Here is a 26,252-nt window from a genome sequence, read left to right as displayed (position 1 = left end):
TGCAAGCGTTTTTTTATTATTTATTGCACTTTCTTAATAAATAAATGGGGATCAAAGATTCTAAATGCTGATATATAAACATTTATACTTGTGAAAATAAGAACGATTTATAGTTGTTATCACTTGTGAAAAATGTACTTCTGTATTAAAAACAGCAGCCATCTGTATTAATACAGATGGCTGCTGTGGAGATATTTATAACACAGTTTAGTTTGTTTGTTCTTCTTCAATCACTGCAGAATGCATCTCGTGGACTTCCATTACTTGGCCATCTTTTTGTTCATCGATGACAAAGGAACCGTTGGATGTTCGTTCACTGATTGGATAGTTTTTCGACTGAATAACTTCTTGTGTGCCTTTTTGCGTAGTAACTAATAAATCTAAATCGGTACTTTCAGACATAAAGACAACACGATGTGGATTTTTCTTCAATTCCCGTAAGACCATTAATCCACGTTTTGCTCGTCCTAATTGTGTTAATTCTTGGGCTAACATGCGTTTAACACCGCCACGTTGGGTAACGATGACAATCGGTGTATCCCCTTCAGAATGAACCAGCAAACCATTAACGACATAATCGTCTTCTTTGAGGTTCATTGATTTAACTCCAGCCGCTTTACTACCCACGACTGGTACTTCATATAATGGATAGCGTAAGCCAAAACCGCGATTGCTAACGAGGAAAACATCCAATAAGTCTTGATCATTTGTTAAATAAACATTGGTAATTTCATCTTGGTCTGATTTTAATTTCATACAAGATGTCGGGCGGCTCTTATAAGTGCGCCAAGGCTCAAAATCAGCCATTTTGGTTTGTTTAATCATGCCAGCTTTTGTAATGAAAACAAAGGTTTTTGTCGGACTTAACTCTTTATAAGGATATACAGCAATAATCGATTCATCGATAGCAAGATTTAAAATGGTTTGAGAAATATGTTCGCCAATTTCTTTCCAGCGTAAATCTGGCAACTCATGGACGGGGCGATAGATCATATTTCCTTTATTTGTTACTAGTAAAAGATGATCTAATGTATTGACTTCGCCAGCATATAGTAAAAAGTCGCCTTCTTTCATGCCGATTTCTTCTGGTTTTGATGCTGTATAAGAACGAATACTACTCCGCTTGATATAGCCTTCGTGCGTCACGGTTACGACCACGTCTTCCTGCGCAACTAACACGGCTGTTTCAATCTTGATTTCTTGGATTTCCTCTTCAATTTGAGTTAAGCGCGGATTGCCATATTGCTTTTTAACTTCGCGAAGTTCTTTTTTCATGACTGAGAATAGTTCTTTTTCATTGTTTAAAATGTTCAATAACTCAGCAATTTGTTCTTCTAAAGTTTTCGCTTCTTCTTGTAAATCAGTAATATCTGTATTAGTTAAACGGTATAGCTGTAAAGTAACGATTGCTTCAGCTTGTTCTTCAGTAAACGCATAGTCGGATACTAAGTTCTTCTTCGCATCTTTTTTATCTTTACTGCCACGAATTGTTGCAATCACTTTATCTAAGATAGACAATGCTTTAATTAAACCAGCAACAATGTGCTCACGTTTGCGAGCTTTGTCCAACTCAAATTGACAACGGTTAATGATAACTGATTTGCGGTGCGTAATGTAACTTTCTAAAATCCGTTTTAGTCCCACTTGTTGCGGGGTCATGTTGTCGATGGCTACCATGTTAAAGTTGTAATTGATTTGCAATTCAGTGTTTTTAAATAGATAATTTAAAATACCTTCTGCATTGACATCTTTTTTTAGTTCAACAACAATTTGCAAGCCAGTTCTGTCACTTTCGTCACGAACTTCGGCAATGCCGTCTACTTTTTTATTTAAACGGATTTCATCCATCTTCTTCACTAGCGTTGCTTTATTGACTTCATAAGGAATTTCAGAAATGACAATTTGTTGTTTGCCGCCTTTTAAGGGCTCAATCTTTGTCTTCGCACGTAAAATTACTTTACCACGGCCGGTTTCGTAGGCTTTTTTAATTTCTGCTTTTCCTTGTAAGATCCCACCTGTTGGAAAATCTGGTCCTGGAATGTATTCCATTAATTTCTCTAAACTTGCATTAGGATGATCAATTAAATACACGGTCCCATCAATAATTTCCGCTAAATTATGTGTAGGAATTTCTGTTGCATAACCTGCTGAAATCCCCGTTGAGCCATTTACCAATAAATTAGGATATTTGGCTGGTAAAACAGTGGGTTCTTTTTCTGTATCGTCAAAATTCCAAACGAAATCGACGGTATTTTTGTCGATATCTTTTAACAACTCACCACTTAACTGTGATAAACGAGCTTCTGTATAACGCATCGCCGCTGGTGGGTCGCCATCCATACTTCCGTTGTTTCCGTGCATTTCAATTAGTACTTCCCGTAATTTCCAGTCTTGACTTAGACGGACCATCGCTTCATAAATACTGCTGTCGCCATGGGGATGATAATTCCCCATAATGTTTCCGACAGATTTTGCTGATTTACGAAAGCCTTTATCAAAGGTATTGCCGTCTTTATTCATTGAAAAGAGAATGCGGCGTTGTACTGGTTTTAGCCCATCTCGAATATCTGGTAGGGCCCGTTCTTGAATGATGTATTTGGAATATCTTCCAAAACGATCGCCCATTACTTCTTCAAGGGTTAATTCTTGAACTTCTTGGCGTTTTTCCAAAATTGTCACTCCCTACTCTATGTCAAACAAACTGATTTCAGTGTCATCGGTTTGTTCTGCTTCTTTTGTTTTTTCCGCATCTAAAAGGCGTTCTCCTGTTGGTGCAGAAGTGTCTTCTTCTGAACGATCTAAAATACTGCCATCTTCTTCCAATGTAAATTGAACATGTTGTTCAATCCATTTTCGACGAGGTTCGACTTTGTCGCCCATTAATGTGGTCACACGGCGTTCTGCTTGAGCTGCATCATCAATCCGAACACGAATTAAGGTTCTAGTTTCAGGATCCATCGTTGTTTCCCAAAGTTGTTCTGCATTCATTTCACCCAAACCTTTATAGCGTTGGAGCATATAGCCTTTACCAACTTTATCAATCACTTCTGCCAATTCACCATCGGTCCAAGCATACTCAATGACTGATTTTTTTCCAGTTCCTTTAGAGACTTTATAAAGAGGTGGTAAGGCAATGTAGACTTTGCCGGCTTCAATTAATGGTTTCATATAACGATAGAAGAACGTTAATAGCAACACTTGAATATGGGCACCATCGGTATCCGCATCGGTCATGATGATGATTTTATCATAATTACAATCTTCAATTGAAAATTCAGGACCAACGCCTGCGCCAATCGTATAGATCATAGTATTGATTTCTTCATTTTTCAAGATGTCTTGCATTTTCGCTTTTTCCGTATTAATGACTTTTCCTCGTAGCGGTAAAATGGCTTGAAACTTCCGATCGCGTCCTTGTTTTGCTGAACCACCGGCCGAGTCTCCTTCGACAAGATATAATTCATTTTTCTTAGGATTTCTGGATTGAGCCGGGGTTAATTTTCCAGAAAGTAACGATTCGCCTTTTTTCCGTTTTTTACCGTTCCGGCTTTCTTCACGGGCTTTGCGAGCCGCTTCACGGGCTTCACGGGCTTTAATCGCTTTCCGAATTAATGATTGACTCATTTCACTGTTTTCTTGTAAATAGAAGCCCATTTGTTCGCCTACGACGTTATCGACAACGGTTCTTGCTAAAGGTGTACCTAATTTCCCTTTGGTTTGGCCCTCGAACTGTAGTAAGTTTTCTGGTACTCGAATAGAAAGGACGGCTGCTAAGCCTTCACGGAAGTCGCTACCTTCTAAATTTTTATCTTTTTCTTTTAATAGTCCCACTTTCCGTGCATATTCATTGTACGCCTTTGTCATTGACGTTTTCATACCGACTTCGTGGGTACCGCCATCTTTTGTGCGGACATTGTTAACGAAAGATAAAACATTTTCAGAATAGCCATCGTTGTATTGGTAAGCTAATTCAACTTCAATACCTTCTTTGGCTCCTGAAAAATAAACAACGGGTGTTAATGTATCTTTTTCTTCATTTAGATAGGCAACAAATTCTTTAATGCCTTCTTCGTAGTGAAAGACTTCTTCTTTGGGTTCTTCCCCACGTTCATCTGTTAAAGTAATTTTGACGCCTTTTAATAAGAAAGCTGATTCTCTCAAACGTTCTGCTAAAATTTCGTAAGAAAAATTTGTCGTAGAGAAAATGGTGTCGTCAGGTAAAAAAGTAACAGAGGTGCCGTTGCGTTTTTTTGTTTTGCCGATTTTTTTTAAGGTACCAACTGGTTTACCGCCGTCCTCAAATCGTTCCATGTATTCTACGCCATCACGAACAATATGAACTTCTAACCACTTAGATAAGGCATTAACAACACTGGCACCCACCCCATGGAGTCCGCCTGAAGTTTTATAGCCACCTTGGCCAAACTTACCACCCGCATGTAAGACAGTAAAAATTACTTCTACTGTTGGGATACCAGAAGCATGCATCCCTGTTGGCATTCCGCGGCCAGAGTCTGCAACACAAATACTATTATCTTTTTGGATAGTTACGTTGATTTCATTCCCGTAGCCAGATAACGCTTCATCGACTGCGTTATCGACAATTTCATAGACTAAGTGATGGAGTCCACGGCTATCGGTTGAACCGATATACATACCAGGTCTTTTCCTCACTGCTTCCAATCCTTCTAGGACTTGGATAGAGGCATCATTGTACTCATTGTTAATTTTTTTAGCCAAAGAAAAAACTCCTTATACTTAGATTCTCGTTTAGTTAATAAGCGTACATTAACTATTTCTTAAAGAATTAGAAGAAGAGTGAGCGGGTTTCTTGCGTTTTCCGTTCGCTCCTTCTAAAACCATCATTACAATAATACTCTATCTGGGTCAAAAAAAAAAGAGCTTTCCGTTCAGGACGCTCTTTCTTTATAAAATTACACGTGTTTATTCAGCATCTGCCATTTTTGCCAATTCAATTTTAATACAACGGTCCATAATAACTTGACGACCTTCATTTAATAACAAGTTCGCTGCCTCTTCATTTTCCAAACCTAGTTGGGCCCAAAAGACAGGCGCTTCTGTTTTCAATGTTTCTGCGGCCACTTCTGGCAAAAATTCACTCCGCCGAAAGACGTCAACAATATCAATCTTTTCAGGAATCTCTGTTAATGCCCCATAAACCGTTTCGCCAAGCACCGTTTCGCCTTTTAAAACTGGATTGACAGGTAACACACGATAGCCATGTTGCTGTAAAATTTCCGCAATTTTGTAACTCGTGCGGTCGGGCTTGTTACTCAAACCAACTACCGCAATATTTTTTGCTTGTTTTAAAATATCAAAAATTTGATTTTGACTTGGATTCTCAAATGTCATTCACTCAACCCCTTTTTTCATTCTTATTTATTATAACGCTGAGTAAAGGGTTTTGGCAAAATTATTCTCTGAATACCGACAAAATAATTATTGGCTTTGCCAATCTGCTGGATAGGTCACGTAGACAAAGCGGGCATCACCCGTCACTGAAAATTGAATTTTGCTACTTTTCGGGATTAAAATAATTTCGCCGGCTGTTGCAGAAATTTTACGTCCGTCAATCAGTATATCTAATTGTCCTGAAATAATATAATCAATTTCATCGTATTCTAGTGTCCAGTCGAAGGTGGTATCTTTCATCACCATTAAACCGCAACCAAGGCGCGGGCTTTCTTCTAAAGAAAACAGATCTTTTGTGTAAACAATGTCCGCTGGGTTGCCTGTATCTAAGCGATCGTCTTCTGTTACGTCAATTTCGGGTAATTTGATGGACATAATTCCACTTGGATCCACTTGTTTAGTTGGCATTAATTTTTCTGTGACAATTTGTCGAACAAGCGTTTCAATCATTTCACGATTTAATTCTGTCATATTTACACCTCGTTATTTCACTTCTGTTTCGGGTTTTCCTAGCATTCGATTTGCCATAAAGATAGCCACAAAAATGGCGGTAATCCCTCCAACTAATTTGCCAACAATCATTGGAAAAATCATTTCTTTTGCTACGCCTGCAGTAAAACCAAGGTGGTCACCTAAAACGAAAGAAGCCGAAACAGCAAAAGCGATATTAATAATTTTTCCTCGATTATCCATGTCTTTTAACATTTGGAACATGGGAATATTGTTAGCTAATGTAGCAACCATTCCTGCAGCCGCTACTTCATTCATTCCTAAAACTTTTCCTAGTTTCATCAATGGTTTATTAAAGACTTTCGTAATCACTGCTACTAAACAGAAAGCGCCAGCTAAAGTTAAAGCAATCCCGCCAACGACTTCAATTCCTTCAGTAACTGGTGCAATACCAGGAATCACTGTAATTCCTAATAATAGTTGAATCGCCCCCACAACTAAACCAAAGATAGCGACAATCACTACGCCTTGACCAAAAATTTGGAAGCCTTTAATCATGCCTTTTGGCGCTAACCATAAACCTAAAATAATTAAAGCGGCAACAATAATAATTGGAATTAAGTTAGGAATAATCAATGACAATGGCATGCCAGCTGTTAAACCGCCTGCTAATAAACCAAAAGGAATTGTAATAATCCCGCTCAAAACACCTGTTGCTAAGAATTGTTGGTCATCTTTTTGGATAATGCCAAGCGCTACTGGAATTGTAAAGACTAACGTTGGCCCCATCATTGCACCTAAGATTGCCCCCGCAAATAAACCAGCTTGTGGATCATTGGCTAATTGTTGCGCTAACGCAAAGCCGCCCATATCATTAGCCAATAAGGTTGTGGCAAACATTGCTGGATCAGCCCCTAGTAATTCATAGACAGGAACGACAATCGGACTTAAAAGATTGGCTAAGACAGGCGCTAAAGTGATAATCCCTACCATAGAAAGCGCTAGAGAACCCATAGCCATAATCCCTTCCTCAAATTGCTCCCCTAAACCTAGTTTGTTGCCAATACATTTATCGATTCCTCCAATAATCATGAAAAGAACCATAATATACATAATAATTTCATTAATGCTCATGTCTCGTCCTCCCTATTCTTCCTCTGTAGAATCAATGACACCAACAATCATTGCATCAATTGGGACATTCGGATCTTCTGCCGAAATACGGGCAGCATTGCCTTGACTAATTAACACTTTGTCCCCGACACCAGCTCCAGCGTTGTCAGCAGCAATTAGAAATCCTTGCTTTTCGTCCTCTTGATTCAAAATATCAACCATCATAAATTTCCAGCCATTTAATTTTTCATCTTTTCTTGTTGACCAAAGGCTACCAGTCACTTTTCCTAAAAGCATCGTTTTTCCTCCTTACGTCAGCAATTGATGTTTCCTAGCATAATCTTTCGCTAACGGGGTTAAATAGGCATTTTTACTTAAAGAAACACCTGATTCTGTCATTCTTATCAATTGTTTTTCAGTAATGTAGGTTCGTTTGGTCTCAGCTAAAGAACGAAGTTGTTTTTGACAGGCCGCCTGAAACACAGCGTAATTTTCTGAATCATGATAAAAAATCATCCCAAACTGTTGGCACATGTCCACGTTTTCCTGAATCGTTTGTTTCAAACGATATTTCAATCGTGAATTTTTAGTCACTGAAGGTATTGGGGTTAAAACCAATACCGGCTTACCTTCAAATAAGAATGCTAAGATGTTTTTGACTAATTCATCCGTTTCCTGTAAATGCGCAATCGCATTTACTTGGGAAATCGTTAGCCTCTTTACAACCAAGCCTCGTGCTAGCTTCTGCTCCTTGGTTACCCAATTTACATCAGGAAAACGAACAAACATTTCTTCAGGAAATGCTTCTTTTGCTTCTGCTAAAGCCACTGAATAAGACGACGACAGCAATTGTTGGCAAATTCGATCAGTAATCTGTTGAATCAAATTTTCCATTTCAGAAACGTTCATTGTCCTTCCTCCTTTTACTTAAGAATATAGCCACGAGCTCCTTTGGTTAAGCCGCAAGCGTTGGCTTCATCGTAGTCAATGTGCATGTACGTTGCAAATCGCGGACTGATTCGCACAACTACATCATCAAAGATTAACGGACGTGTGCCTTCCACTTTGACTTGCACAATTTGGCTATTGCTTACTTTATTTTTCAAGGCATCTTCGGGTGTCATGTGAATATGACGTTTGGCAACAATTAAGCCGTGACTTAATGTCACAACTGCTGATCCGTTCATCAGCGTGACGCCAGGTGTCCCTTCTGTCTTGCCACTCTCTCTAACTGGGGCATTAATTCCTAAAATACGCGTATCCGTCATAGAAACTTCGACTTGTGATTCGCTACGTTCAGGGCCTAAAATAACCACATTTTGAAAAAGTCCTTTAGGTCCAGCAACCGTAATTCGTTCTTTACAAACGAACTGTCCAGGTTGTGATAAATCTTTCACTTTTGTTAGTTGATATCCTGGTCCAAATAATGCATCAATCTCTTGACGAGACAAATGAACATGTCGGCCAGAAGCTTCAACTTCAAAAGTATTTTGTTGTTGTTGCTGAATTCGTTTAACAACTTCTTCAACAATTTCATTCATTGAATCCAATTTGTTCATCTCCTAGTTTCGTGATATTTCAGCCATGGTGCTAATTAATTCTGTAGCCCAAGATTGAAAAAGTCCGAACAGTTGTGATTCTCCTTTTAACTGGAGAATAATTTTATCTAGTTGTAATTGAATTTCTTTTGAGGAATAGCGCCATTGTCTCTGTTGGTTAGTTAGAATAGTTACCTTTGATTCCAAAATGACTGGTTCCATTACGAGCGACTGTTCTAAAATAAATTTCTCTAACCACAGTTGTTGTTGTTCGAAATATAACCAACCTTCTGTTGATAACGCTTCATTCGTTAAGAAAGGCAAATACAATAGATGGCTTAAGTGCCGAATCTCATAAATTGTTTCTTTTGATAAATGTTCTTGTTTTTGTTTTTGTGAGGAGGCCTTCACTGAATGAACCTCAGAAAGCAATGGGTTTGTTGAAGAGAAGCTGCTATTAATCCGATGCTCGCGTAGATAGCTTTTGGCGGCTGGCGTCAGAAAACTGCCTACAGGAAACACAAAATCCGTGCCATCTTCTAGTTCTTTTTTTAGCCTTTTGATGCGAAGCATATCTTCTGTAATAACTGTCATAACACCCCTCCTCAATGAAAGTTTAGGACAGAAGTAATGAACCTACCTCTGCCCCAAAAAATCAAAATTATAATTCAGTTGTTGCGTGTGGTAAAATAGCGTCTACTTCTGTATGTGGACGTGGAATTACATGGACAGATAATAATTCGCCAACACGTTCTGCTGCAGCAGCACCAGCATCTGTTGCTGCTTTTACAGCACCAACGTCACCGCGAACCATTACTGTAACTAAACCGCCACCGACTTGTTCTTTTCCAATTAAAGTAACGTTTGCCGCTTTCACCATTGCATCGGCTGCTTCAACAGCACCTACTAAACCACGAGTTTCGATCATTCCTAAAGCATTTGTACTTGACATTATAATTTCCTCCTAAGATGTATGTTTTATTTTTAAAAATTTGGGACAATTATCAATTTGACTTAGGTCCCAAACCCTAAATCCAATAATTCATTTGTTTTACTCTTACTCGCTCGTTTCTTGTTAGTTTAAGCGAGCTAAAACTTGGGCTACCACGGCATTTACTAGTTCTTCTTGATTGGTTGTTTCGCAAGAAGTAGCCACAGATGTGGTTGATGTTTGACCAAATTCTTGACGAATCTCTTCTAAATCACGCACGCCATAAGCAACACGACGTAAATTGAACAGATTTTCAACCCCAATATTATCAGAAGTTGAGCTGCCACCAACTGCGCCACAACCAAGTGTTAATGCTGGCACTAAGTTAGTTGAAGCACCAATTCCGCCAAGTGTACCAGAGGTGTTAACAAGCAAACGAGAGACGGGTTTTCTTAAGCCAAATTCACGAATGACTTCTTTGTTTTCTGTGTGAATGCCCATTGTATGACCCGCACCTTCACCTTTCAAAATTTCAATTGATAACGCGCAAGCTGCTTCCCAGTTTTCAACTGTATAGAAAGCAATAATCGGTGCCAATTTTTCTCTTGAAAATGGATATTTCAAGCCTACATGTGTTTCCTCGGCAACAATTAAGCGGCGATCTTTTGGAATAGATAAACCAACTAATGAAGCAATATGTTGAACGGAACGACCCACGATTTGCGGGTTCATTGTACCGTTTGGTCGTAAAATAAATTTAGCTAATTTGTCGGCTTCGGCTGGACTTAAGAAATACGCTCCCTGCTTAATTAACTCTTCTTTGACCGCTTCACGGTTGACAGTTTCAACAATAATTGATTGTTCCGATGCACAAATTGTACCGTTATCGAAAGTTTTTGAATCCATTATTTGTTTCACTGCATGAGGAACATTTGCGCTTCGTTCGATGTAGGCTGGTCCATTACCAGGCCCAACACCGATTGCTGGTGTTCCAGAAGAGTACGCTGCTTTAACCATTGCGTTTCCACCAGTAGCTAAAATTAAATTTGTTTCTTTATTTTTCATTAATTCGCTGGTCGCTTGCATAGTTGGCGTTTTGATGACCGAGACACAACCTTCTGGTGCCCCTGCAGCAATAGCCGCTTTTTGGATAATTTCCACTGTTTCAATAATCGATTTCAACGCATTGGGATGTGGTGAAAAAACAATGCTGTTGGCCGCTTTTAATGAAATTAATGCTTTGTAAATGACTGTTGATGTCGGGTTGGTAGAAGGAATTAATCCTGCAATTACACCAACTGGGACAGCAATTTCAGTGACTTTTTGGGCAGCGTCATCATGGATCACACCAACTGTAGCTTTGTCCTTCATTTCGTCATATACTACTTTTGAAGCGAAAGCATTTTTGATGATTTTATCTTCATAAATACCAAATCCTGTTTCTTCATTGGCCATTTTCGCTAACTTTTCTCGTTGGTTAAACGTAGCCTCTGAAACTGCTTGGACAATCGCATCGATTTGTTTTTGCGAAAATGTTGCTAATACTTGCTGTGCCTCTTTGGCTTTTCTGATTAAATTTCTTGTTTCTTGGATGGAACGTAAGTCTTTATCTACTAATTCCACTCGTCTTCACTTCTTTCTATTTCAGCCATGATTGCTTGAATTAAAGCTTCTTTATTGGCAAATTTAATCTCACTTTTCTTTAAACTACTTAGGTTCATTTTGTAGGCTTGTTTGCGTAAATCAACCACGCGTTGTGTTTCTAATTTTTGGCGTGTGCCAGTGTGTTCTTCCAAATCTGGTGTTTCAATCTCTTCTTCAATTACTTCTACTTGTTCCATCGGTTCAGGTGCTGACTTGGGTTCTGGATCTGATAAAATTACTTCCGTTTGAGCATCAACCCGTGAGATCACATGATGAGCAATTAAACAATTTAATTCTTTAGCTACTTCCGTGCCTACTTCAACGGCAGCTTGAACCGCGGCAACGTCACCAATCAGTTCCACAGTTGTTAAACCGCCATTAATAATTTCAGCTTTTAACAAAGTAACGTCGGCGGCTTTCAATGCCGCATCGGCCACACTAATGGCACCTAAAAATCCTTTGACTTCGACCATTCCTAATGCTTTCATTCAGGTCACATCCTTAATAACTCAACGGATTGTCAGCGATATTTTGAATGACTTGTTCAAACGCACTGCAAGCAGCTTTACATGCAGATTGACTACCTGTCAATAAGGCGCCGCCAAAGTTCGTTTCAGAAGGTGGGCCATAAAAGACACCCATTTGAACATCGGCAGCTTTCATTGCTGCATCTAAGCCAACCATTGCTTCTAGCGGTGGTGCAATCAGATAAGCAATCGCTTCACCTTCAGGAATATTCGCTTGTTCAGATAAAAAGCTACCCGTTCTTGATACTACATGTGCAAAATAAACAATACTGTCATCTTCGTTAGCACTATAGAAGCTGGCTTCTTCTTCAATGACTTGCGTAATGACACTCAAGCCACTATTGACTTCGGCAGGACTCGGACCAGCAATAATGCCAATCACTTCACCGGCTAATTTGGTTGAAGCATTTGCTGCGCCAGCATACATACTTTTACCGTAAACTACAGTAACATCGGCGGCTTTGGTTGCTTCATCTAATGCAACATAAGTGACATCATCACAATCGGAAGTAACAATTCCTAATGAGCGATGTTCTGGTTTCAATGATAATTCTTTTGCTAATGCCGGATCGACATTGGGAATGACTTTCATACTTAGGACATTTGCGCCTAGACGATCATTTTTCATGAGAAATCCTCCTTTATTCAGCTTCTTTTAAATCAATACCAGATTTTTTCTTGTCTAACATTTTTTTGATAATTTCGGCAATGTAGGCCCCTGCTTCAACAGCCGGTGTCCCACCTTTGTGAATATTTGAAATAACTGTCCGTCGTGCTTCTGGCATACCGACAGTTGGTTTGTAAGCAATGTAGGCACTCATAGATTCAGCTGTTACTAAACCAGGACGTTCGCCAACTAGCAAGCAAACAACATCAGCGTCAGTGATTTCACCAATTTTATCCATTGCTGGCACACGACAATATTTAACAAAAACTACATTGTCGAAATCTAAGTTGTACATGTTTAATCCTTGTTTAATTGCTGGTAGGACTTCTTTAATATTCGCTTCGATAGCAGCTGAACTAAGGCCATCCCCTACGACCATTTGGATTTTAGCTTTTGGTGTCGTATTTTTCCGAATGATTTCACTATTTTCTTCATCAAATTGACGACCATAATCTGGACGTGTTAAATATTCATCTTTACTGTTACAGATTGTTTTTGTAGAAATAAAATTCATTTCTTTTACCAAGTCTTCGCTTACGTCTGAAAAGACCGCATCTTGTGCTGCCGCATGGTCCGCTCGGAAACGTAATGTTGAACTAGTCATATAACGCGTCCCTGCACGACCAACGCCTAAACGAGCTGGCGAGAAAGCTTTCATTTTTAATAGTGCTTCAGGATCTACGGCATTTTTCAATAGTAATTGTTTACGTAAATCTACTTCAGTAATGTCAGGAATTAGGCCTTCTTCAATTTCTGTCGTTTCAGTGACGTGTGTTGTGACTGGTTTTTCTTCAGCAGTCACAGTGGCAGTCGAAACCGCTTGATTGTCAGCGACCATTTCTGTTAAAATTCCGGCAATCATTTCTTTTAATTCTTTTTCGTTCATTTGTATTCTCACCTCGTTTATTTAATAAATACAGATGCATCGCCAGCGCGACTTGTTAATTTTCCGTTTTCCATTAAGCCCATTTTTTCCATCCATTCTTCAAATTCTTTAATTGGACGTAAGCCTAATGTTTCACGAATCGTCGCAGTTTCATGGAACCCAGTTGTTTGATAATTTAACATGACATCATCGCCATGAGGAATCCCCATGATATACGTACAACCAGCTGTTGCTAATAACATTGCTAAGTTTTCCATATCATTTTGATCAGCTTTCATATGGTTGGTGTAGCAGACATCACAGCCCATTGAAATTCCAGTTAATTTGCCCATGAAATGATCTTCTAAACCAGCGCGGATGACTTGTTTTGAATCGTAAAGATATTCTGGTCCAATAAAGCCGACAACGGTATTTACAATATACGGATCAAATTTTTTGGCTAAGCCATAACAACGCGCTTCCATTGTCACTTGGTCTGCGCCAAAGTTTGCTTCAGAAGAAAGTTCTGAGCCTTGACCTGTTTCAAAATACATCACATTAGGACCAGCTGCTTGACCACTGTGAAGCGCTAAATCTTGTGCTTCAGCTAAAATTTCTGCATTTAAACCAAATGCTGTGTTCCCTTTTTCTGAACCAGCGATGGATTGAAAGACTAAGCCAGTTGGCGCGCCTTGACGCATGGCTTCCATTTGTGTCGTTACGTGAGCAAGCACGCAAGTTTGTGTTGGAATTTCCCATTCACTGCGGAACTCTTCAAATTTGTTTAAGATCCGTTTAACACTTTCTGTAGAATCATCAACAGGATTCAAACCAATTAACGCATCACCGGCGCCATAAGAAAGACCTTCCATAACTGAAGCCATAATGCCATCGACATTATCGGTTGGATGGTTCGGCTGTAAACGATTTGAAAAAGTTCCGGGACGACCAATTGTTGTGTTGGCGGTTTTTTCAATATTGATTTTTTTTGCGCCAACAATTAGATCCATGTTGGACATTAATTTACAGACAGCAGCAATCATTTCTGAAGTGAGTCCACGGGAAATTCGTTTGATATCAAAATCGGTTGTTTCCGAAGATAAGATAAATTCGCGTAATTCTGCGACTGTCCAATGTTTAATACTTTCAAAAATTCGCATATTGACTTGGTCAATAATAATGCGTGTCACTTCGTCTTCGTCATAATCAACGACGGGATTGTTAAACAAGTCATTTAAGGACAATTCTGATAAAACGACTTTCGCCGCCACGCGTTCTTCGGCTGAATTAGCAGCTACGCCAGCTAACTTGTCGCCAGACTTTTCTTCATTGGCTTTGGCTAAGACTTCTTTAACGGATGTAAATTGATAGACTTTGCCAAATAGTTTGGTTTTTAAAATCATCTTTGTGTCGCTCCTTTTTAATTAAATACTAAGGTCTTAACAATGACTGGAAGGACGGCTCCTTCTGCCACTGGTAAACCGATATCTACATAATCACCGTTTTCTACTTTGACCGAATCAAGACAGATAAACGGATAGTCTTTTGGCAGATGGGCACTTAAGGCATGCCCTAAAGCTTTCGCCATGTCTTCATCCACCATAACAATAATGGGAATTTGTTCAGCAACTAAACTAGCTAATCCTTCCACAATCCCTTGACCATAGCGTTGAATATCAGCAAATGTTGGATTGCTCATGCCTCTAATTGCTAGGGCAATCTGGGGTGTTTCTTCAATACGATGCCAATTGAGTTTTTCTTGGATTCGCTGGCCTAATTCTGTCACAGTAAGGGTTTCATCCTCTTGCGCTAATTTTAGAATTGGGATATTTTTTACCGGCAAAATTTGCTCACGGTAAGCAATCGTGCTTCCGCTAATTTCAGCAGTATGTGAACCTGCTCCGACGACCGTCGCTCGGATTGTTTCTGCGCTTTCTAAGACTTCTTTTTCCGAAAAAATCAGTGACTTTCTCAGATATTTTCCTAAAAGTAAGCCGATGTCCCCATATTTAAAGAGATTCGTACTTGTCGTATTTAAGCAATCAGCCACACCACCAGAAAATGTTACAATTGGTAATTCCTCACCTTTTCGTAGTGGATGGTTAGTTACTAATAACTGGTAGAACGGACTTTGTGTCCCCAAGCCAATGCTATTTTCTAACACGGCAACTAATTCCGAAATAATTGGCAGTAAGTTTTGTTCGGTGGCTTGGTCACCAAGGTGCAAGGTTAGCTCTTTTTTATTTATAATTTCTTGAATCTTCGGAGCTATATAGGTGATTTTTTGTTGTTGATCTAATTTAATTAAGCGTCCGCCAATGTCAAAACAAGCCGTATCAATCACTTCACCATCTTTAAAGACAGCTAAATTTGTCGTTCCCCCACCAATGTCTAAATTAACCACTGGTTTGCGTTTCGTTTCAGAATAAGTTTGAGCACCAGCGCCTTTCCCAGCAATGATACTTTCTAAATCAGGACCAGCCGTAGCAACGACAAAATCACCTGCATAGCCACTAAGTGCTCGTAGCACATTGTTGGCATTGCTTTTTCGAGCAGTTTCACCTGTGATAATTACCGCACCCATTTGAATATCTTGTTTATGAATGCCTGCTTGGCGATATTGCTCCGCTACAAACGCTTTGATAGGTTCTGCATCAATTTCTGATTGGTTAAGTAAGGGTGTAAAGATAATGTCACTTCGGTAAATGACTTTTTTATCAGAAATGCTGATACGTGGTACTGTAAACGCAGAGGCAAAATTTTCAACAGTTAATTCTGACAAGACTAATTGGGTTGTAGACGTCCCTAAATCAATCCCTACGGTTAAAAGTGTTTCCTTCGACATCGCCTGACTCGCCTCCTTTTGCATACAAAAAGGCACTTAAAGAATCGTTAGAAAATTTCTTTCTACTTTTCTTTAAGCGCCTTTGCTTAATCAATGAACAACATCACTGGTGTTCTGTTCGAAATAGAAACAGGTTTTAGTTCCCTGTTTATTGGATTCAATTGTAATTTTTCCTTTTAATTTATCTTTTACGTAGCTTTTGACAATCATCAAACCTAAACTGGTCTCGTTACTTTGATGAACGTCATAGCCTTTACCATTATCTGTAACAGTAATGGTAATCATCTTATTATCTAATGTTCCACTAAGTTTAACAACGCCACTTGTTTGTGGCTCAAATGCATGATCAAAAATGTTTTGTAATAGTTCGTTGACAACAAGGGAAATGGTAACCATTTGTTCGCTAGAAACCATAATGGCTGGATCAACATCCATCATCATCTCAATGGGTTGTGCGCCTTGAAAAAGATGTCTAAAATTATACATCACTGCTTCCAATGTTTGCCGTAAAGCAACGTCATCTTTGACTTGTTTTGACAGCAATTCATGGGTGGCTGCAATCGCCATAATTCGATTGACACTTTCATGAAGGACTTTCTTTGCTTCGGGGCTTTGCGTTCGCCGTTCTTGAATACGCAATAAGGAAACCACCGATTGCAAGTTATTTTTAACACGATGATGAATTTCACGAATCGCAACAGATTTGGAAATAATTTCCGCTTCTTTTTCTTTAAATTCTGTATTGTCTTGAATAATCATAATCAGTTGTTCCTCTGATGCCAACCACACTTTCCGAACCTTAAAATAATAATTAAGGTAGGTCGTTTTGCTTTCAATTGGTTGATTACTCATTTTATATTTCATTTGATACAACACATATTCAAAAGTTGTATAATCGATGGACAAATTGTCATAACTCATTCCAATGATATTATCCCGATAACCAAGTTTGCGATAAAGCTCTTGTGCATTGTGATTGGTAATTAATAAGTGACCCGCCGCATCAAAAATCAAAACGGCTTCTGCCAATTGATCAATAAATAATGCGTCGACTTGACTAGTTGATTTCGCTACTTTTGCTAACTGGCAGTTATTTAGCTCCTCTTTTTGTAAGTCCGCTTGAATCTCTTCATCTGCCGCAATCTCGACAATAATGACACCAATCGTTCGATGTTCATTGCGAATGGGATAGATATTTTGCTTAATCAAACGATTTTCCTGAGTCACTGCTAACAAACCAATGCTATTTAAGCTAGTTTGCATGGTACGCAGAACACCAGGTTCATTTTTTAATAAAGCTTCCATCCCGACGACATCTCCGCTATATAAAGAAGTTGTCTTCGCAGGCGGCTTATGATAAACGACTAGTGCTTGCTGTGACATTTCCTTATATACATCAATAAAAACATCTGCACTTTGATAGAGTGTCGTCGAAGAAAGATAACGTGCTGTACGTTGTAATTCTTTAATGTCTGATTCTGAAAGATTGGTATATTGGTGACATAATTGCTCTAATCGTTTCATTTATTCATCATCCATTACAATCAATTCTGCAATTTCACTCATACGTGCGCGTTTGTTCATACTTAACGTACGCAACATTTGGTAGGCTTCTTCTTCCGATATATGATTTTCTTTTACAAGAATACCTTTGGCTTTTTCGATAATTTTACGTTCTTCTAATTTTAAACTTAATTTATCGATTTGATTTAGTAACAGCTGCGTTTGTTTGCCTCGTTCAATGCTCATTTCAATTGTAGGTATTAATGATTTTTCATCTAGAGGTTTAACTAAATAACCCAGTGCGCCTAATTTTTTAGCCTTGTCCGTATTTTGTACGTCACTGTATGCAGATAAAAAGACAATACTACTGGCTAGTTGGTCTTGAACAATTTTTTTACCTGCTTTTAGACCATCTAAAATTGGCATTTGAATGTCCATTAATACTAGGTCAGGTTGTGTTTTTTTACATACTTCAATTGCTTCAAAACCATCAGCTGCTTCACCGACTACTTCGTACCCTGCTTCTATCACAATATCACGAATATCGAGTCTCGTAATAGGTTCATCATCGACTATTACAATTCGTCCATCCATTTTCTTCACGCCCTTGTCCTTTCAACGCTATGTTCTGGTAATTTTACAAGTTACAGAAAAGTTTAAAATCTGTTGTAAACCTTCAATCACCGCTTGTAAGGCTGCTTCCACTGAGCTTACGTCACCAGAAATGACTACCGATCCAGAAAAACGATCAATAAAACCGATTTGGATATCTCCGCTTTTAGTCGCAATATCAACAGCGATAATTGCCGCTTCGCTCGGAGTGATTGTCAAAATACCTAGTGCATTGCTGGTGCCTTCTGGCAACCCTAATTTTGTATAAATTTCTTTATTAGGACTAGCAATGATGTGCGCTAACGTTACTTGTTTCCCAGGAACATATTCTTGAATCATTCGTTGTTTTTCTTCCAACCAGACTCGCTCCTTTAATTTAGCAAATAAAAAATCCTCAATAAAAAACGTAAAGGTTCCACTTTCGCTTTCTACTAAGGAGCTTCTTTGCTCTTAAATTTTGAAGCACGCCGTTGTGCTACCCACATTATATGTTATCGATTTCATCCTGTCAATCGCTTATAAGATAGAATTTAAAATTTTTGTCACTTCTGCTGCTGTTGGTTGGACAGGATTTGTTTTGGTGCAGCCATCCATCAATGCGCCTTCAGCTATTTTTGGGATTGCAGCTTGGACTTCTTCTTTTGGTAAACCATAATCACTAAAAGTGGCAGGCATGTCTAATTTTTGACGGAGTTGCTTGATTTGTCGAATAAATTGTTGAACACCAATCCGTGCATTGGTTGTCTGTGTATCATTTAGACAATTTGCTAACTGCGCATAACGTTTAGCTGTTGGTTCGTTGGTGACTTTGCCATTCGCTAAGCCACTGTTATATGCAATGACTTCAGGTAAGAGCATTGCATTCATTCGTCCATGTGGCACATGTAAACGCGCACCGGCCGCATGAGCAATACCGTGATTCAAGCCTAACGAAGTAACATTAAACGCCATCCCTGCCATACATGAAGCTAAATGCATATTTTCACGGGCTTGTTGGTTGCTACCCTCATTAAAGGCTATTTCTAAATTGTCGAATACCAGGCGAACGACTTTTTCGCACAACGCATCTGAAATCGGATTTGCTTCTGTTGAAACATACGCTTCAATAACATGCGTTAAGACGTCCATTCCTGTATCCGCTGTGATTTTTGGTGGCACACTCATCACTAAATTTGTATCTAAAATCGCAATTTCTGGTTGAATTTCATCCGTTACAAGCGGGATTTTGGTGCCAGTTTCAGCAACCGTGATCACTGAAAAATTCGTAACTTCTGAACCAGTCCCACTAGTTGTAGGAACCGCAATAAACTCAGCAATCTGAGTTTGCAAAGTACGTTTGCCGAAAAATTTCATTGCTTTGGCCGCATCAATAGCGGATCCCCCACCTAAAGCTAATATCGTATCTCCTTGAAATGCCGCTAACTGCTTAATTCCCGCAGCAATCTTATCAATTGGTGGATCGGGGATGATGTCACTAAAAATTTGCCATTCACTTTTTGTTAAATGCTTTGTCACTTCATTCACAAATCCAGAATCAACCATGAATGGATCTGTGACAATGAAAACACGTCTATCATGAAGTGTTTCCAAATTGGCTAATGCGCCTTCTCCTACCCATAGTTCGGTAGGGAAATGAATTGTTCTCATCTCAATTCCTCCTTAATAAAATACAAAAAGACACTTCAAACAAACGAAAAATCATCTGTCTGAAGCGTCTTTGCTTCTTTATGTATACGCCATTGTACACGAAACCTTATCCATAGAGTACAACGCCTTTAATTAATTGTCAATAAAAAAAGGGAATATAGCAGTACGTCATTGTACCTGAAATCTCCTTCAACATTGAAAGACCAGCCCAAAATTCCCAAAAGCACTTCCTCGTGCCATTAATTGGATTAATACAAATATCTTGGGCTGGATTTTCAACACAAGCGTTGTTAAGAAACATCCTGTTTTGCCTCGAAACAGCATGCCCAATAATGAAAAAATGAAAAGACCTGACTTAAAAGCAACCTTGCTTCTTCACAGTGGCGGGACCGTGCCAGATTCTCACTGGCTTCCATTCATATTTTTCATGAAATATTCGTTTAATCTATCTGAAATTTACCATAAGTTTTTTAGAAAAGCAACTGTTTACAATCCATCTTCTTTAATTTTATGGAAAACCTTTTCGCTTCGTTCATAAAAAACATCAGTTCGTTGTGCTTGAACATTTAAATAGCGAGCCAACGCATAAAAATAATCTGATAAACGATTGGTAAAAATTAATACCTCTTCGTTAATTTTGGCTGTCCAATTTAAACGCACAATGATGCGTTCTGCGCGCCGTGCAATCGTCCGAGCAACATGAACCATACTGGCTGCTGAGGTTCCGCCAGGTAAAATAAAACGATCAATATCTGGTGATTGTGCAGTGTAGAAATCAATCCGCTGTTCTAGCCAATGCACACTTTCCTTTTGTAATTTAAATGGTCGTTGTGCTTCAATCGGTGTTGACAAATCTGTTCCCGCATCAAAAAGTAAATGTTGTAAAGCTTCTAGTTCTTCTTTAATTTCTTGATTTTCTTGTGGAAGTTGGCTGATAATATAGCCGACCCAAGAATTCAATTCATCAATTGTTCCATAACTTTCAACTCGATCAGAATCCTTAGCGACGGTTGAGCTGCCGACTAATTTCGTCATTCCCTTATCGCCAGTTTTTGTATAAATTTTCATTCTGCTTCATCCTCCTCTAAATAATCTACTAATTCTTGCAAGCCAATTTTTTCAACAGAAGAAATTTCAAAAATTCTTGTTGCACCCGCACTTTTTAATTGTTGCCGAACAATCTCTAACTGCTGAGAATCTTGTGCTAAATCAATCTTGGTTAAAATACCAATGATTTCTTTCGGGAAAATACTACCAAATCCTGGTGAAAAAACTTGTTGTGTTTCTACAGCACTTTGGACCAAACCGATCACATCTGCTTCTGCCGCTGTGACGTTTAATGCATTATAATATTGCCGATGCAAAATAAACTCGCCTGGTGTATCAATCATTTCTGTATGAAATTCCACCGCCTGTGTTTTATCATAAATTAATTCTTTGCCTTGCAGAGCTTGACATAACGTGGTTTTGCCACAACCGATAGCTCCCATTAAAATGATTCGTTTCATCGCTACCTCCATAAAAAAGGAGCCCAAAGCAAGTACCATTACGTACTTAGTCTTGGGCCCCTTTGCCGATTTGTTAAAACACGCCATTGTGTTTCTGATTCTTTGCCTTTATCTTACCTGTTTCCAAAAAACTTGTCAAAGTTATTGAATAGTTTCCCAAACTTTATGTTGTTTCTGAAAATAGGAAACAATATCTGTTTCAAAAATCGTTTGTAAAAATTCTTTTGAAGCCAACGTTTGAAAATCACCTTGCGCGGCCACTTTCCCTTGCTTCATAAACACAATTTTTTCACTTAGCGTTAACGCTAAACGGATATCATGAAACACCCCGATTAACGTTTTCCCTTCTTGCGCACTCCACTCATTTAACTGCTGAATCAATTCTTGTTGATACCGAATATCCAAATGATTATTGGGTTCATCCAATAAAATAATTTCTGGATCTTGTACAAATAATTTAGCCAAAAATACTCGTTGTTGTTGTCCTCCTGAAAGCTGATTGACAACTTTATCTTTTAAAGGCAATAAACCCGTGCGTTCTAAATAATAAAGGACTCGTTCTTTTTCTTGTTTAGAAACAATGGGTAAAAAACGTTGTGCTTGTTGTCGATACGCCCCCATCAAAACTGTTTCGTAAACCGTATAATCAAAAGCAACTGTCGTGAATTGACTCATCATCGCTACTTTCGTTGCCAATTCCTTCCGCTTTTGTCCATGAACTTCTTGACCATCAATTAAAACAGAACCACTATAAGGGACAAGTCCGGCAATCGTTTTTAAAAGTGTCGTTTTACCGCAACCATTTGGACCTAAAATACAAGTTTTACTACCTGTCGGAAAAACGAGGGAAATATCTTTTAAAATGGGGGTTTGTTGGAGTGTTACAGCTGTTTTTTTTAATTCAATCATGCAGCAACGCCCCTTTTTTTAAAGTAAATATACAAGAAGAATGGCGCTCCAATCAAGGCTGTTACGGCCCCAATGGGAATTTCTCTTGGTGATAAAATCGTGCGGGCAATTGTGTCCCCTATTACCATGATGGTCCCACCTAAGATTGCTGAACCGGGAATCAGCCAGCGATGAGTCGCCCCTAAATAGCGACGGACAATATGTGGTGCTATTAAATCAACAAAACCAATCACACCGACAAATGAAACCGCACTTCCTGCTAATAAACTAGCCAAAAGAATAATGCGTAGTTTTGCTGTTTTGACTTCTACTCCCGCTAACATCGCATGTTCTTCTCCTAAGCCAAGAACATCCAATGCGTTGGCATCAAACCAAAGAAACAGACTGCTGGCAAGCAAGATTGGACAATAAATAGCAATTTTTTGCCAATTACTGCCAGAAAAACTACCCATTTGCCAAAAGACTAATTGTTTCAAATAATCTTGGAAAAGTGCTGTAATCAACGTCAAAATAGCACCGACAAACAAGGTCATAATCATTCCTACTAAAACAACTGTTTGATTGGACATTTGACTATCCATTGTTTGCGTAAATAACAAAACTAAAAAGACCGTTGCTAAGCCAAAGATAAAACCAGTTAAAGGCAATAAAAATGCCCCTAAGATCGAAGCAGTTACTCCAGTTACCATGATTAACGCAGCGCCTAAGGATGCTCCCGCTGATACGCCCAAAGTATACGAAGAAGCTAAAGGATTACCTAAGAGCGATTGCATCACCGTGCCACTTACTGCTAAGCCTGCGCCCACGAGATAGGCCATCACGACACGCGGTAACCGAACATTCCAGATGATTCCCTCTAAAATCCCGTCTTCTGAAACCGTCTTTTTCACTAAAATTTGAAGCAAATCCGTTAACGAAATCTGAACACTTCCAATTTTAATACCCAAAAAGAGCATGCTCATACTGATCAAGAGCATCAGTATGAGACACGTTTTTTTACTCATCTTTTAAATCCTTGTATTCCTCTGGATAAACAGCTTTTGCCATTTGTTTTAATGCTTTGGTAATGTGGTTATTTGGTAAAGAGCTAGACATGTTATCAATTTCGAAAACTTCTTTGTTTTGAACTGCAGGAACGTTTTCCCAGTTTTTACGAGCTAAAATTTCTTTGGCGGGATCTTTCATATAGTTAACATTGGTTAAAATGACTTCTGGTTTTGCAGCAATGGCCGCTTCTTCTGTCACTGGTAACCAGCCTTTTTCATTTACCAAAACATTTTTTGCCCCAATTGTTTCAATCATTTCATTTAAAAATGTCCCATTACCAAAACTATAAATGTCTGGTAAGGCAGCCACTTCAAACAAAACAGTTTTTGGTTTTTTAATAGTTTTCCCAATTTTGGCTACTTCGTCGATTTCTTGATCCATTGTTTTGATTAACTTTTGTCCTTTTTCATGTTCGGATAAGCTATCCGCGATGAATTGGACGTCTTCTTTGATTGCTTTGATACTTGTACTAGTGGGGATATTAACGACTGTAATTCCAGCATCTTCCACTTGTTTCCAAACACTTTCTGAACTAGCTAAATTGATGTCATTCACATAAACAATTTGCGGTTTCAAGGCAATCAATTTTTCTGCATCGACAGCCATCATATCCATTTGTGGTAATTTTTTTAAATCAGTCATCATTGTGCTACTTTGAGTATCAACTGCGATTAATTGGTCGGTTTTACCTAAGTCTTCAATCACTTCTGTTGTTGATGGCACTAGAGAAATAATTTTGGTTGCTTCTTTGGGTAAAGTAATTTCTTTGCCGCTACGGTCTTTGGTTGGTAACGTTACTTCTGTTTTTTCAGAAGAGGTAGTTGCTTTCTTTTCCTGTTTACCACACCCTGCTAAGCCAAGTGTTGCTACTAAACCTAAAGTCATCATTGTTAAAGTAAATTTTTTCATTTTTTCATCCTCGCATTCGTCTATTTTATTTTGGGGAAAATTTTCTGAAATGAACCTCCTTTGTCTCAACGTCAAAACAATACAAAAAAACCACTTTTTTCTCCAATAGAAAAAAAGCAGTCACTTAACTATGCTAATGATATACTCAGCCAGTTATCTTCAAAGCCCCTTCTTTTTCCTACAAAAGAATGATTAGACTTATCAAGCCGGTATCCTGACTTAGCTTCTTCTTACTCCCAATCCTTCCAGAATAATCTGTGGTCTTATTGGTTTCATCCACCATACAGTAGGTAGGTCTGTAGAGGATTCGCACCTCTTTCCCTGACACTTCATAAGTACATATATATTGTATCTTCGTTGATAACTAATTTTCAAACCAGTGATTAGACGTCTTTGTCTAATGACACACATTTATTATAACGGTTATCAACCATTTGTCAACGCTTCCTCAAGCAAAAGAAAAACTTTTCTTGTTTTAGTTATTAGACGTTGTTCCGTTTTTCTATTCATGATAAAATAAATCCTAGTTTGAATAAGAAAGAGGTTAACTTGATGAAAATCGTCATTTTGTTACTTGTTGCCTATTTATTAGGTTCGATTCCCTCAGGTGTTTGGATTGGTAAACTTTTCTTTAAAAAAGATATACGCCAATTTGGGAGTGGGAATACAGGAACAACCAATACATTTCGTGTCTTAGGGAAACCTGCCGGAATCACGGTATTATTAATGGATATCTTGAAAGGAACGTTAGCCACTTCATTACCCTATTTGTTTGGTTTACAAGGCGTGAACCCACTCTTCTTTGGGGTAGCAGCTGTTTTAGGGCATACCTTCCCTATTTTTGCCAATTTCAAAGGTGGTAAAGCCGTAGCCACTAGCGCTGGCATGTTATTAGCATACAGCCCCACATTTTTTATTTATTCTGCTCTTATTTTTGTGATTTGTCTGTATCTAACCAGTATGGTGAGTTTAACAAGTATGATTAGCGCTGTACTAATTACACTTTCTACTATTATTTTGCCTTTCACTGTCCCAGCTATTTTACCAACATTTAACTGGTTATTAACCGTGATTGCGATTGCTTTGACTACTTTTATCTTTGTCCGTCATCGTGAAAACATTCAGCGAATTAAAAATGGAACAGAAAGTCGTCTTTCTTTTGGCTTACGTGCAAAAAAATAAAGAAAAAGGCTGTGAACAAATAATGTTCACAGCCTTTTTCTTTATTTTACACTAATCATATACTGTGTTTTAAATAGTTCGTTAGCTGGTAACTTATTGATGCCAAATTTTTCAGCAAGTTGGCCAGTTGTGTCGACAGCATCAGCAATCCCGCACCAAGGTTCGATACAGACAAAGGGCGCTTCTTTCGGTGTCGGTGACCAAATTCCCACAAAAGGCATTTCTGGATAACTCAAAGTGACTTGATGGTCACTTTCGTCTGTGGCAATCGTAATCGCTGTTTGACCTTTTGTTTCAAAAATCATTGCATCATTTTCAAATAATTGATGCGTTAAGTCAAAGCTGGTATTCGTTTGGGCTAGCGTTTTATTCGCTAAATCAATAAACGGGCCTGCTAAGGGAATTTGTGTCCGTGATTTTTTAGGTGAAAAACTTAGATAATAATCTTCAAACGTTAGTGAAGATTCTAAAGGTACATTAAAGGCTGGATGACCACCAATCCCAAAATACATCTCTTCTTTCCCTGTATTTTCTACTTGGTAGTTTACAGTCAATTCTTGGTGTTCTAATGTATAAGTAATCACTAGTTCAAAATCAAAAGGATACTTCTTCTTGGTTTCTTTTGTTGATTTTAGTGAAAAAGAAACTTCTTCTCCACCTTTTTCAATCACATCAAATACTTGATCACGAGCAAAACCATGTTGAGTTAAATGATACGCTTGATTTTGGTACATATACGTATCTTCTTTTAGACGACCGACAATCGGAAAAAGTACGGGCGCATGGCGGGCCCAAAATTCAGGATTTCCTTGCCAAATATATTCAATGCCGGTTTCTTTTGATTGTAAACTTACTAATTCTGCTCCTTCTTCAGCAAATGTTGCGATTAGAAATTCATTTTCAATTTGTACAGTCATTGCGT

The 26,252-nt window shown here is 38.6% G+C and carries 27 protein-coding genes and 2 riboswitches; of the genes, 1 reads left to right on the top strand and 26 read right to left on the bottom strand.

The features are described 5' to 3' along the window. Positions 1-207: 207 nt before the first annotated feature. The 25 genes from parC to IGI97_RS07130 all read right to left on the bottom strand — a co-directional run bounded on the left by parC (position 208) and on the right by IGI97_RS07130 (position 24,217). Positions 208-2,670: a DNA topoisomerase IV subunit A gene (gene parC / locus IGI97_RS07250; RefSeq protein WP_438738295.1), complete on the bottom strand. Its 2,463-nt coding sequence runs from the start codon at positions 2,668-2,670 to the stop codon at positions 208-210. Between the two features lie 12 nt (positions 2,671-2,682). Continuing rightward, complete coding sequence (parE, locus tag IGI97_RS07245; RefSeq protein WP_002415560.1) at positions 2,683-4,740, bottom strand: DNA topoisomerase IV subunit B; 2,058 nt, start codon at positions 4,738-4,740, stop codon at positions 2,683-2,685. A gap of 204 nt (positions 4,741-4,944) precedes the next feature. Further along, complete coding sequence (locus IGI97_RS07240; RefSeq protein ID WP_002377361.1) at positions 4,945-5,373, bottom strand: CoA-binding protein; 429 nt, start codon at positions 5,371-5,373, stop codon at positions 4,945-4,947. Between the two features lie 87 nt (positions 5,374-5,460). Beyond that, positions 5,461-5,904 carry an ethanolamine utilization protein EutQ gene (locus tag IGI97_RS07235; protein WP_002357522.1) on the bottom strand — a complete coding sequence of 148 codons (444 nt, stop codon included), beginning with the start codon at positions 5,902-5,904 and terminating at the stop codon, positions 5,461-5,463. Between the two features lie 12 nt (positions 5,905-5,916). Continuing rightward, the gene (eutH, locus tag IGI97_RS07230; protein WP_002357520.1) at positions 5,917-7,017 is read right to left on the bottom strand and encodes an ethanolamine utilization protein EutH; all 1,101 of its coding nucleotides are present in this window, start codon (positions 7,015-7,017) and stop codon (positions 5,917-5,919) included. A gap of 12 nt (positions 7,018-7,029) precedes the next feature. After that, complete coding sequence (locus IGI97_RS07225) at positions 7,030-7,293, bottom strand: EutN/CcmL family microcompartment protein (protein ID WP_002357519.1); 264 nt, start codon at positions 7,291-7,293, stop codon at positions 7,030-7,032. A 12-nt stretch (positions 7,294-7,305) separates the two neighbouring features. Beyond that, positions 7,306-7,905, bottom strand: coding sequence for a TIGR02536 family ethanolamine utilization protein (locus IGI97_RS07220; RefSeq protein WP_010825264.1), 600 nt, complete (start codon positions 7,903-7,905; stop codon positions 7,306-7,308). Positions 7,906-7,919: 14 nt separating this feature from the next. Then, positions 7,920-8,555 carry an ethanolamine utilization phosphate acetyltransferase EutD gene (eutD, locus tag IGI97_RS07215; protein WP_002357516.1) on the bottom strand — a complete coding sequence of 212 codons (636 nt, stop codon included), beginning with the start codon at positions 8,553-8,555 and terminating at the stop codon, positions 7,920-7,922. A gap of 3 nt (positions 8,556-8,558) precedes the next feature. Next, on the bottom strand, positions 8,559-9,128 hold the full coding sequence (locus tag IGI97_RS07210) for a hypothetical protein (protein WP_002374804.1): 570 nt from the start codon (positions 9,126-9,128) through the stop codon (positions 8,559-8,561). Between the two features lie 67 nt (positions 9,129-9,195). Then, entirely contained in the window at positions 9,196-9,486 is a 291-nt protein-coding gene (locus IGI97_RS07205) for a BMC domain-containing protein (protein ID WP_002357513.1), read from the bottom strand. A 123-nt stretch (positions 9,487-9,609) separates the two neighbouring features. After that, on the bottom strand, positions 9,610-11,088 hold the full coding sequence (locus IGI97_RS07200; RefSeq protein ID WP_085444251.1) for an acetaldehyde dehydrogenase (acetylating): 1,479 nt from the start codon (positions 11,086-11,088) through the stop codon (positions 9,610-9,612). Next, positions 11,079-11,597, bottom strand: coding sequence for a BMC domain-containing protein (locus IGI97_RS07195; RefSeq protein ID WP_002357510.1), 519 nt, complete (start codon positions 11,595-11,597; stop codon positions 11,079-11,081). The genes IGI97_RS07200 and IGI97_RS07195 overlap by 10 nt, the downstream gene beginning before the upstream one ends. Positions 11,598-11,610: 13 nt before the next feature. Beyond that, the gene (gene eutL, locus IGI97_RS07190) at positions 11,611-12,264 is read right to left on the bottom strand and encodes an ethanolamine utilization microcompartment protein EutL (protein ID WP_002357509.1); all 654 of its coding nucleotides are present in this window, start codon (positions 12,262-12,264) and stop codon (positions 11,611-11,613) included. A gap of 13 nt (positions 12,265-12,277) precedes the next feature. Further along, entirely contained in the window at positions 12,278-13,189 is a 912-nt protein-coding gene (gene eutC / locus IGI97_RS07185; protein WP_002363986.1) for an ethanolamine ammonia-lyase subunit EutC, read from the bottom strand. Positions 13,190-13,206: 17 nt separating this feature from the next. Next, positions 13,207-14,571, bottom strand: coding sequence for an ethanolamine ammonia-lyase subunit EutB (locus tag IGI97_RS07180; RefSeq protein ID WP_002357506.1), 1,365 nt, complete (start codon positions 14,569-14,571; stop codon positions 13,207-13,209). 17 nt (positions 14,572-14,588) lie between these two features. Further along, positions 14,589-16,037, bottom strand: coding sequence for an ethanolamine ammonia-lyase reactivating factor EutA (eutA, locus tag IGI97_RS07175; protein ID WP_085444250.1), 1,449 nt, complete (start codon positions 16,035-16,037; stop codon positions 14,589-14,591). A gap of 66 nt (positions 16,038-16,103) precedes the next feature. Beyond that, entirely contained in the window at positions 16,104-17,537 is a 1,434-nt protein-coding gene (locus IGI97_RS07170; protein ID WP_002357504.1) for a sensor histidine kinase, read from the bottom strand. Then, complete coding sequence (locus IGI97_RS07165; RefSeq protein ID WP_002357503.1) at positions 17,538-18,110, bottom strand: ANTAR domain-containing response regulator; 573 nt, start codon at positions 18,108-18,110, stop codon at positions 17,538-17,540. It abuts the gene before it with no gap. A gap of 27 nt (positions 18,111-18,137) precedes the next feature. Continuing rightward, the gene (gene eutS, locus IGI97_RS07160) at positions 18,138-18,485 is read right to left on the bottom strand and encodes an ethanolamine utilization microcompartment protein EutS (protein ID WP_002345864.1); all 348 of its coding nucleotides are present in this window, start codon (positions 18,483-18,485) and stop codon (positions 18,138-18,140) included. A gap of 159 nt (positions 18,486-18,644) precedes the next feature. Next, positions 18,645-19,775: a 1-propanol dehydrogenase PduQ gene (locus IGI97_RS07155; protein WP_033594744.1), complete on the bottom strand. Its 1,131-nt coding sequence runs from the start codon at positions 19,773-19,775 to the stop codon at positions 18,645-18,647. A gap of 292 nt (positions 19,776-20,067) precedes the next feature. Beyond that, a riboswitch (adenosylcobalamin (AdoCbl) riboswitch) is annotated at positions 20,068-20,217 on the bottom strand. A gap of 44 nt (positions 20,218-20,261) precedes the next feature. Continuing rightward, positions 20,262-20,843 (bottom strand): cob(I)yrinic acid a,c-diamide adenosyltransferase, encoded by a 582-nt coding sequence (locus tag IGI97_RS07150; RefSeq protein ID WP_002369359.1) that lies wholly within the window; start codon positions 20,841-20,843, stop codon positions 20,262-20,264. Then, positions 20,840-21,283: a EutP/PduV family microcompartment system protein gene (locus IGI97_RS07145; protein ID WP_002363995.1), complete on the bottom strand. Its 444-nt coding sequence runs from the start codon at positions 21,281-21,283 to the stop codon at positions 20,840-20,842. The genes IGI97_RS07150 and IGI97_RS07145 overlap by 4 nt, the downstream gene beginning before the upstream one ends. A gap of 141 nt (positions 21,284-21,424) precedes the next feature. Beyond that, positions 21,425-22,192, bottom strand: coding sequence for an ABC transporter ATP-binding protein (locus IGI97_RS07140; protein ID WP_002357498.1), 768 nt, complete (start codon positions 22,190-22,192; stop codon positions 21,425-21,427). Further along, a complete protein-coding gene (locus IGI97_RS07135; RefSeq protein WP_438738291.1) occupies positions 22,189-23,196 on the bottom strand; it encodes a FecCD family ABC transporter permease in 1,008 nt (335 codons plus the stop codon). The genes IGI97_RS07140 and IGI97_RS07135 overlap by 4 nt, the downstream gene beginning before the upstream one ends. Continuing rightward, positions 23,189-24,217 (bottom strand): ABC transporter substrate-binding protein, encoded by a 1,029-nt coding sequence (locus IGI97_RS07130; protein ID WP_438738289.1) that lies wholly within the window; start codon positions 24,215-24,217, stop codon positions 23,189-23,191. The genes IGI97_RS07135 and IGI97_RS07130 overlap by 8 nt, the downstream gene beginning before the upstream one ends. A 118-nt stretch (positions 24,218-24,335) precedes the next feature. Continuing rightward, positions 24,336-24,495: riboswitch (cobalamin riboswitch) on the bottom strand. Positions 24,496-24,700: 205 nt separating this feature from the next. Here IGI97_RS07130 and plsY point away from each other — a divergent pair. Beyond that, complete coding sequence (plsY, locus tag IGI97_RS07125) at positions 24,701-25,330, top strand: glycerol-3-phosphate 1-O-acyltransferase PlsY (protein WP_002360243.1); 630 nt, start codon at positions 24,701-24,703, stop codon at positions 25,328-25,330. Between the two features lie 41 nt (positions 25,331-25,371). Here the strand turns inward: plsY and IGI97_RS07120 are convergent, their stop codons facing one another. Then, positions 25,372-26,247: an aldose 1-epimerase family protein gene (locus tag IGI97_RS07120; RefSeq protein ID WP_010823702.1), complete on the bottom strand. Its 876-nt coding sequence runs from the start codon at positions 26,245-26,247 to the stop codon at positions 25,372-25,374. Positions 26,248-26,252 lie beyond the last annotated feature (5 nt).

Origin of the sequence: Enterococcus sp. DIV2419 (assembly GCF_051711865.1) — a bacterium.
Lineage (GTDB): Bacteria > Bacillota > Bacilli > Lactobacillales > Enterococcaceae > Enterococcus > Enterococcus faecalis.
Note: the sequence above shows the minus strand (reverse complement) of the source record. Positions and strands in the feature narration are given on the sequence as shown.

Bases quoted from the DNA above. Each gene is read 5' to 3' on its own strand.
- IGI97_RS07220 (WP_010825264.1), bottom strand. From the start codon at position 7,905: ATGAACGTTTCTGAAATGGAAAATTTGATTCAACAGATTACTGATCGA.
- eutD (WP_002357516.1), bottom strand. From the start codon at position 8,555: ATGAACAAATTGGATTCAATGAATGAAATTGTTGAAGAAGTTGTTAAA.
- eutA (WP_085444250.1), bottom strand. From the start codon at position 16,037: ATGCAAAAGGAGGCGAGTCAGGCGATGTCGAAGGAAACACTTTTAACC.
- IGI97_RS07150 (WP_002369359.1), bottom strand. From the start codon at position 20,843: ATGAAAATTTATACAAAAACTGGCGATAAGGGAATGACGAAATTAGTC.
- IGI97_RS07195 (WP_002357510.1), bottom strand. From the start codon at position 11,597: ATGAAAGCATTAGGAATGGTCGAAGTCAAAGGATTTTTAGGTGCCATT.
- IGI97_RS07155 (WP_033594744.1), bottom strand. From the start codon at position 19,775: ATGAGAACAATTCATTTCCCTACCGAACTATGGGTAGGAGAAGGCGCA.
- IGI97_RS07225 (WP_002357519.1), bottom strand. From the start codon at position 7,293: ATGCTTTTAGGAAAAGTGACTGGTAGCCTTTGGTCAACAAGAAAAGAT.
- IGI97_RS07165 (WP_002357503.1), bottom strand. From the start codon at position 18,110: ATGGATGGACGAATTGTAATAGTCGATGATGAACCTATTACGAGACTC.
- eutH (WP_002357520.1), bottom strand. From the start codon at position 7,017: ATGAGCATTAATGAAATTATTATGTATATTATGGTTCTTTTCATGATT.
- IGI97_RS07170 (WP_002357504.1), bottom strand. From the start codon at position 17,537: ATGAAACGATTAGAGCAATTATGTCACCAATATACCAATCTTTCAGAA.
- IGI97_RS07135 (WP_438738291.1), bottom strand. From the start codon at position 23,196: ATGAGTAAAAAAACGTGTCTCATACTGATGCTCTTGATCAGTATGAGC.
- IGI97_RS07145 (WP_002363995.1), bottom strand. From the start codon at position 21,283: ATGAAACGAATCATTTTAATGGGAGCTATCGGTTGTGGCAAAACCACG.
- IGI97_RS07140 (WP_002357498.1), bottom strand. From the start codon at position 22,192: ATGATTGAATTAAAAAAAACAGCTGTAACACTCCAACAAACCCCCATT.
- IGI97_RS07240 (WP_002377361.1), bottom strand. From the start codon at position 5,373: ATGACATTTGAGAATCCAAGTCAAAATCAAATTTTTGATATTTTAAAA.
- IGI97_RS07180 (WP_002357506.1), bottom strand. From the start codon at position 14,571: ATGATTTTAAAAACCAAACTATTTGGCAAAGTCTATCAATTTACATCC.
- eutC (WP_002363986.1), bottom strand. From the start codon at position 13,189: ATGAACGAAAAAGAATTAAAAGAAATGATTGCCGGAATTTTAACAGAA.
- plsY (WP_002360243.1), top strand. From the start codon at position 24,701: ATGAAAATCGTCATTTTGTTACTTGTTGCCTATTTATTAGGTTCGATT.
- IGI97_RS07210 (WP_002374804.1), bottom strand. From the start codon at position 9,128: ATGACAGTTATTACAGAAGATATGCTTCGCATCAAAAGGCTAAAAAAA.
- IGI97_RS07205 (WP_002357513.1), bottom strand. From the start codon at position 9,486: ATGTCAAGTACAAATGCTTTAGGAATGATCGAAACTCGTGGTTTAGTA.
- IGI97_RS07235 (WP_002357522.1), bottom strand. From the start codon at position 5,904: ATGACAGAATTAAATCGTGAAATGATTGAAACGCTTGTTCGACAAATT.
- eutL (WP_002357509.1), bottom strand. From the start codon at position 12,264: ATGAAAAATGATCGTCTAGGCGCAAATGTCCTAAGTATGAAAGTCATT.
- IGI97_RS07120 (WP_010823702.1), bottom strand. From the start codon at position 26,247: ATGACTGTACAAATTGAAAATGAATTTCTAATCGCAACATTTGCTGAA.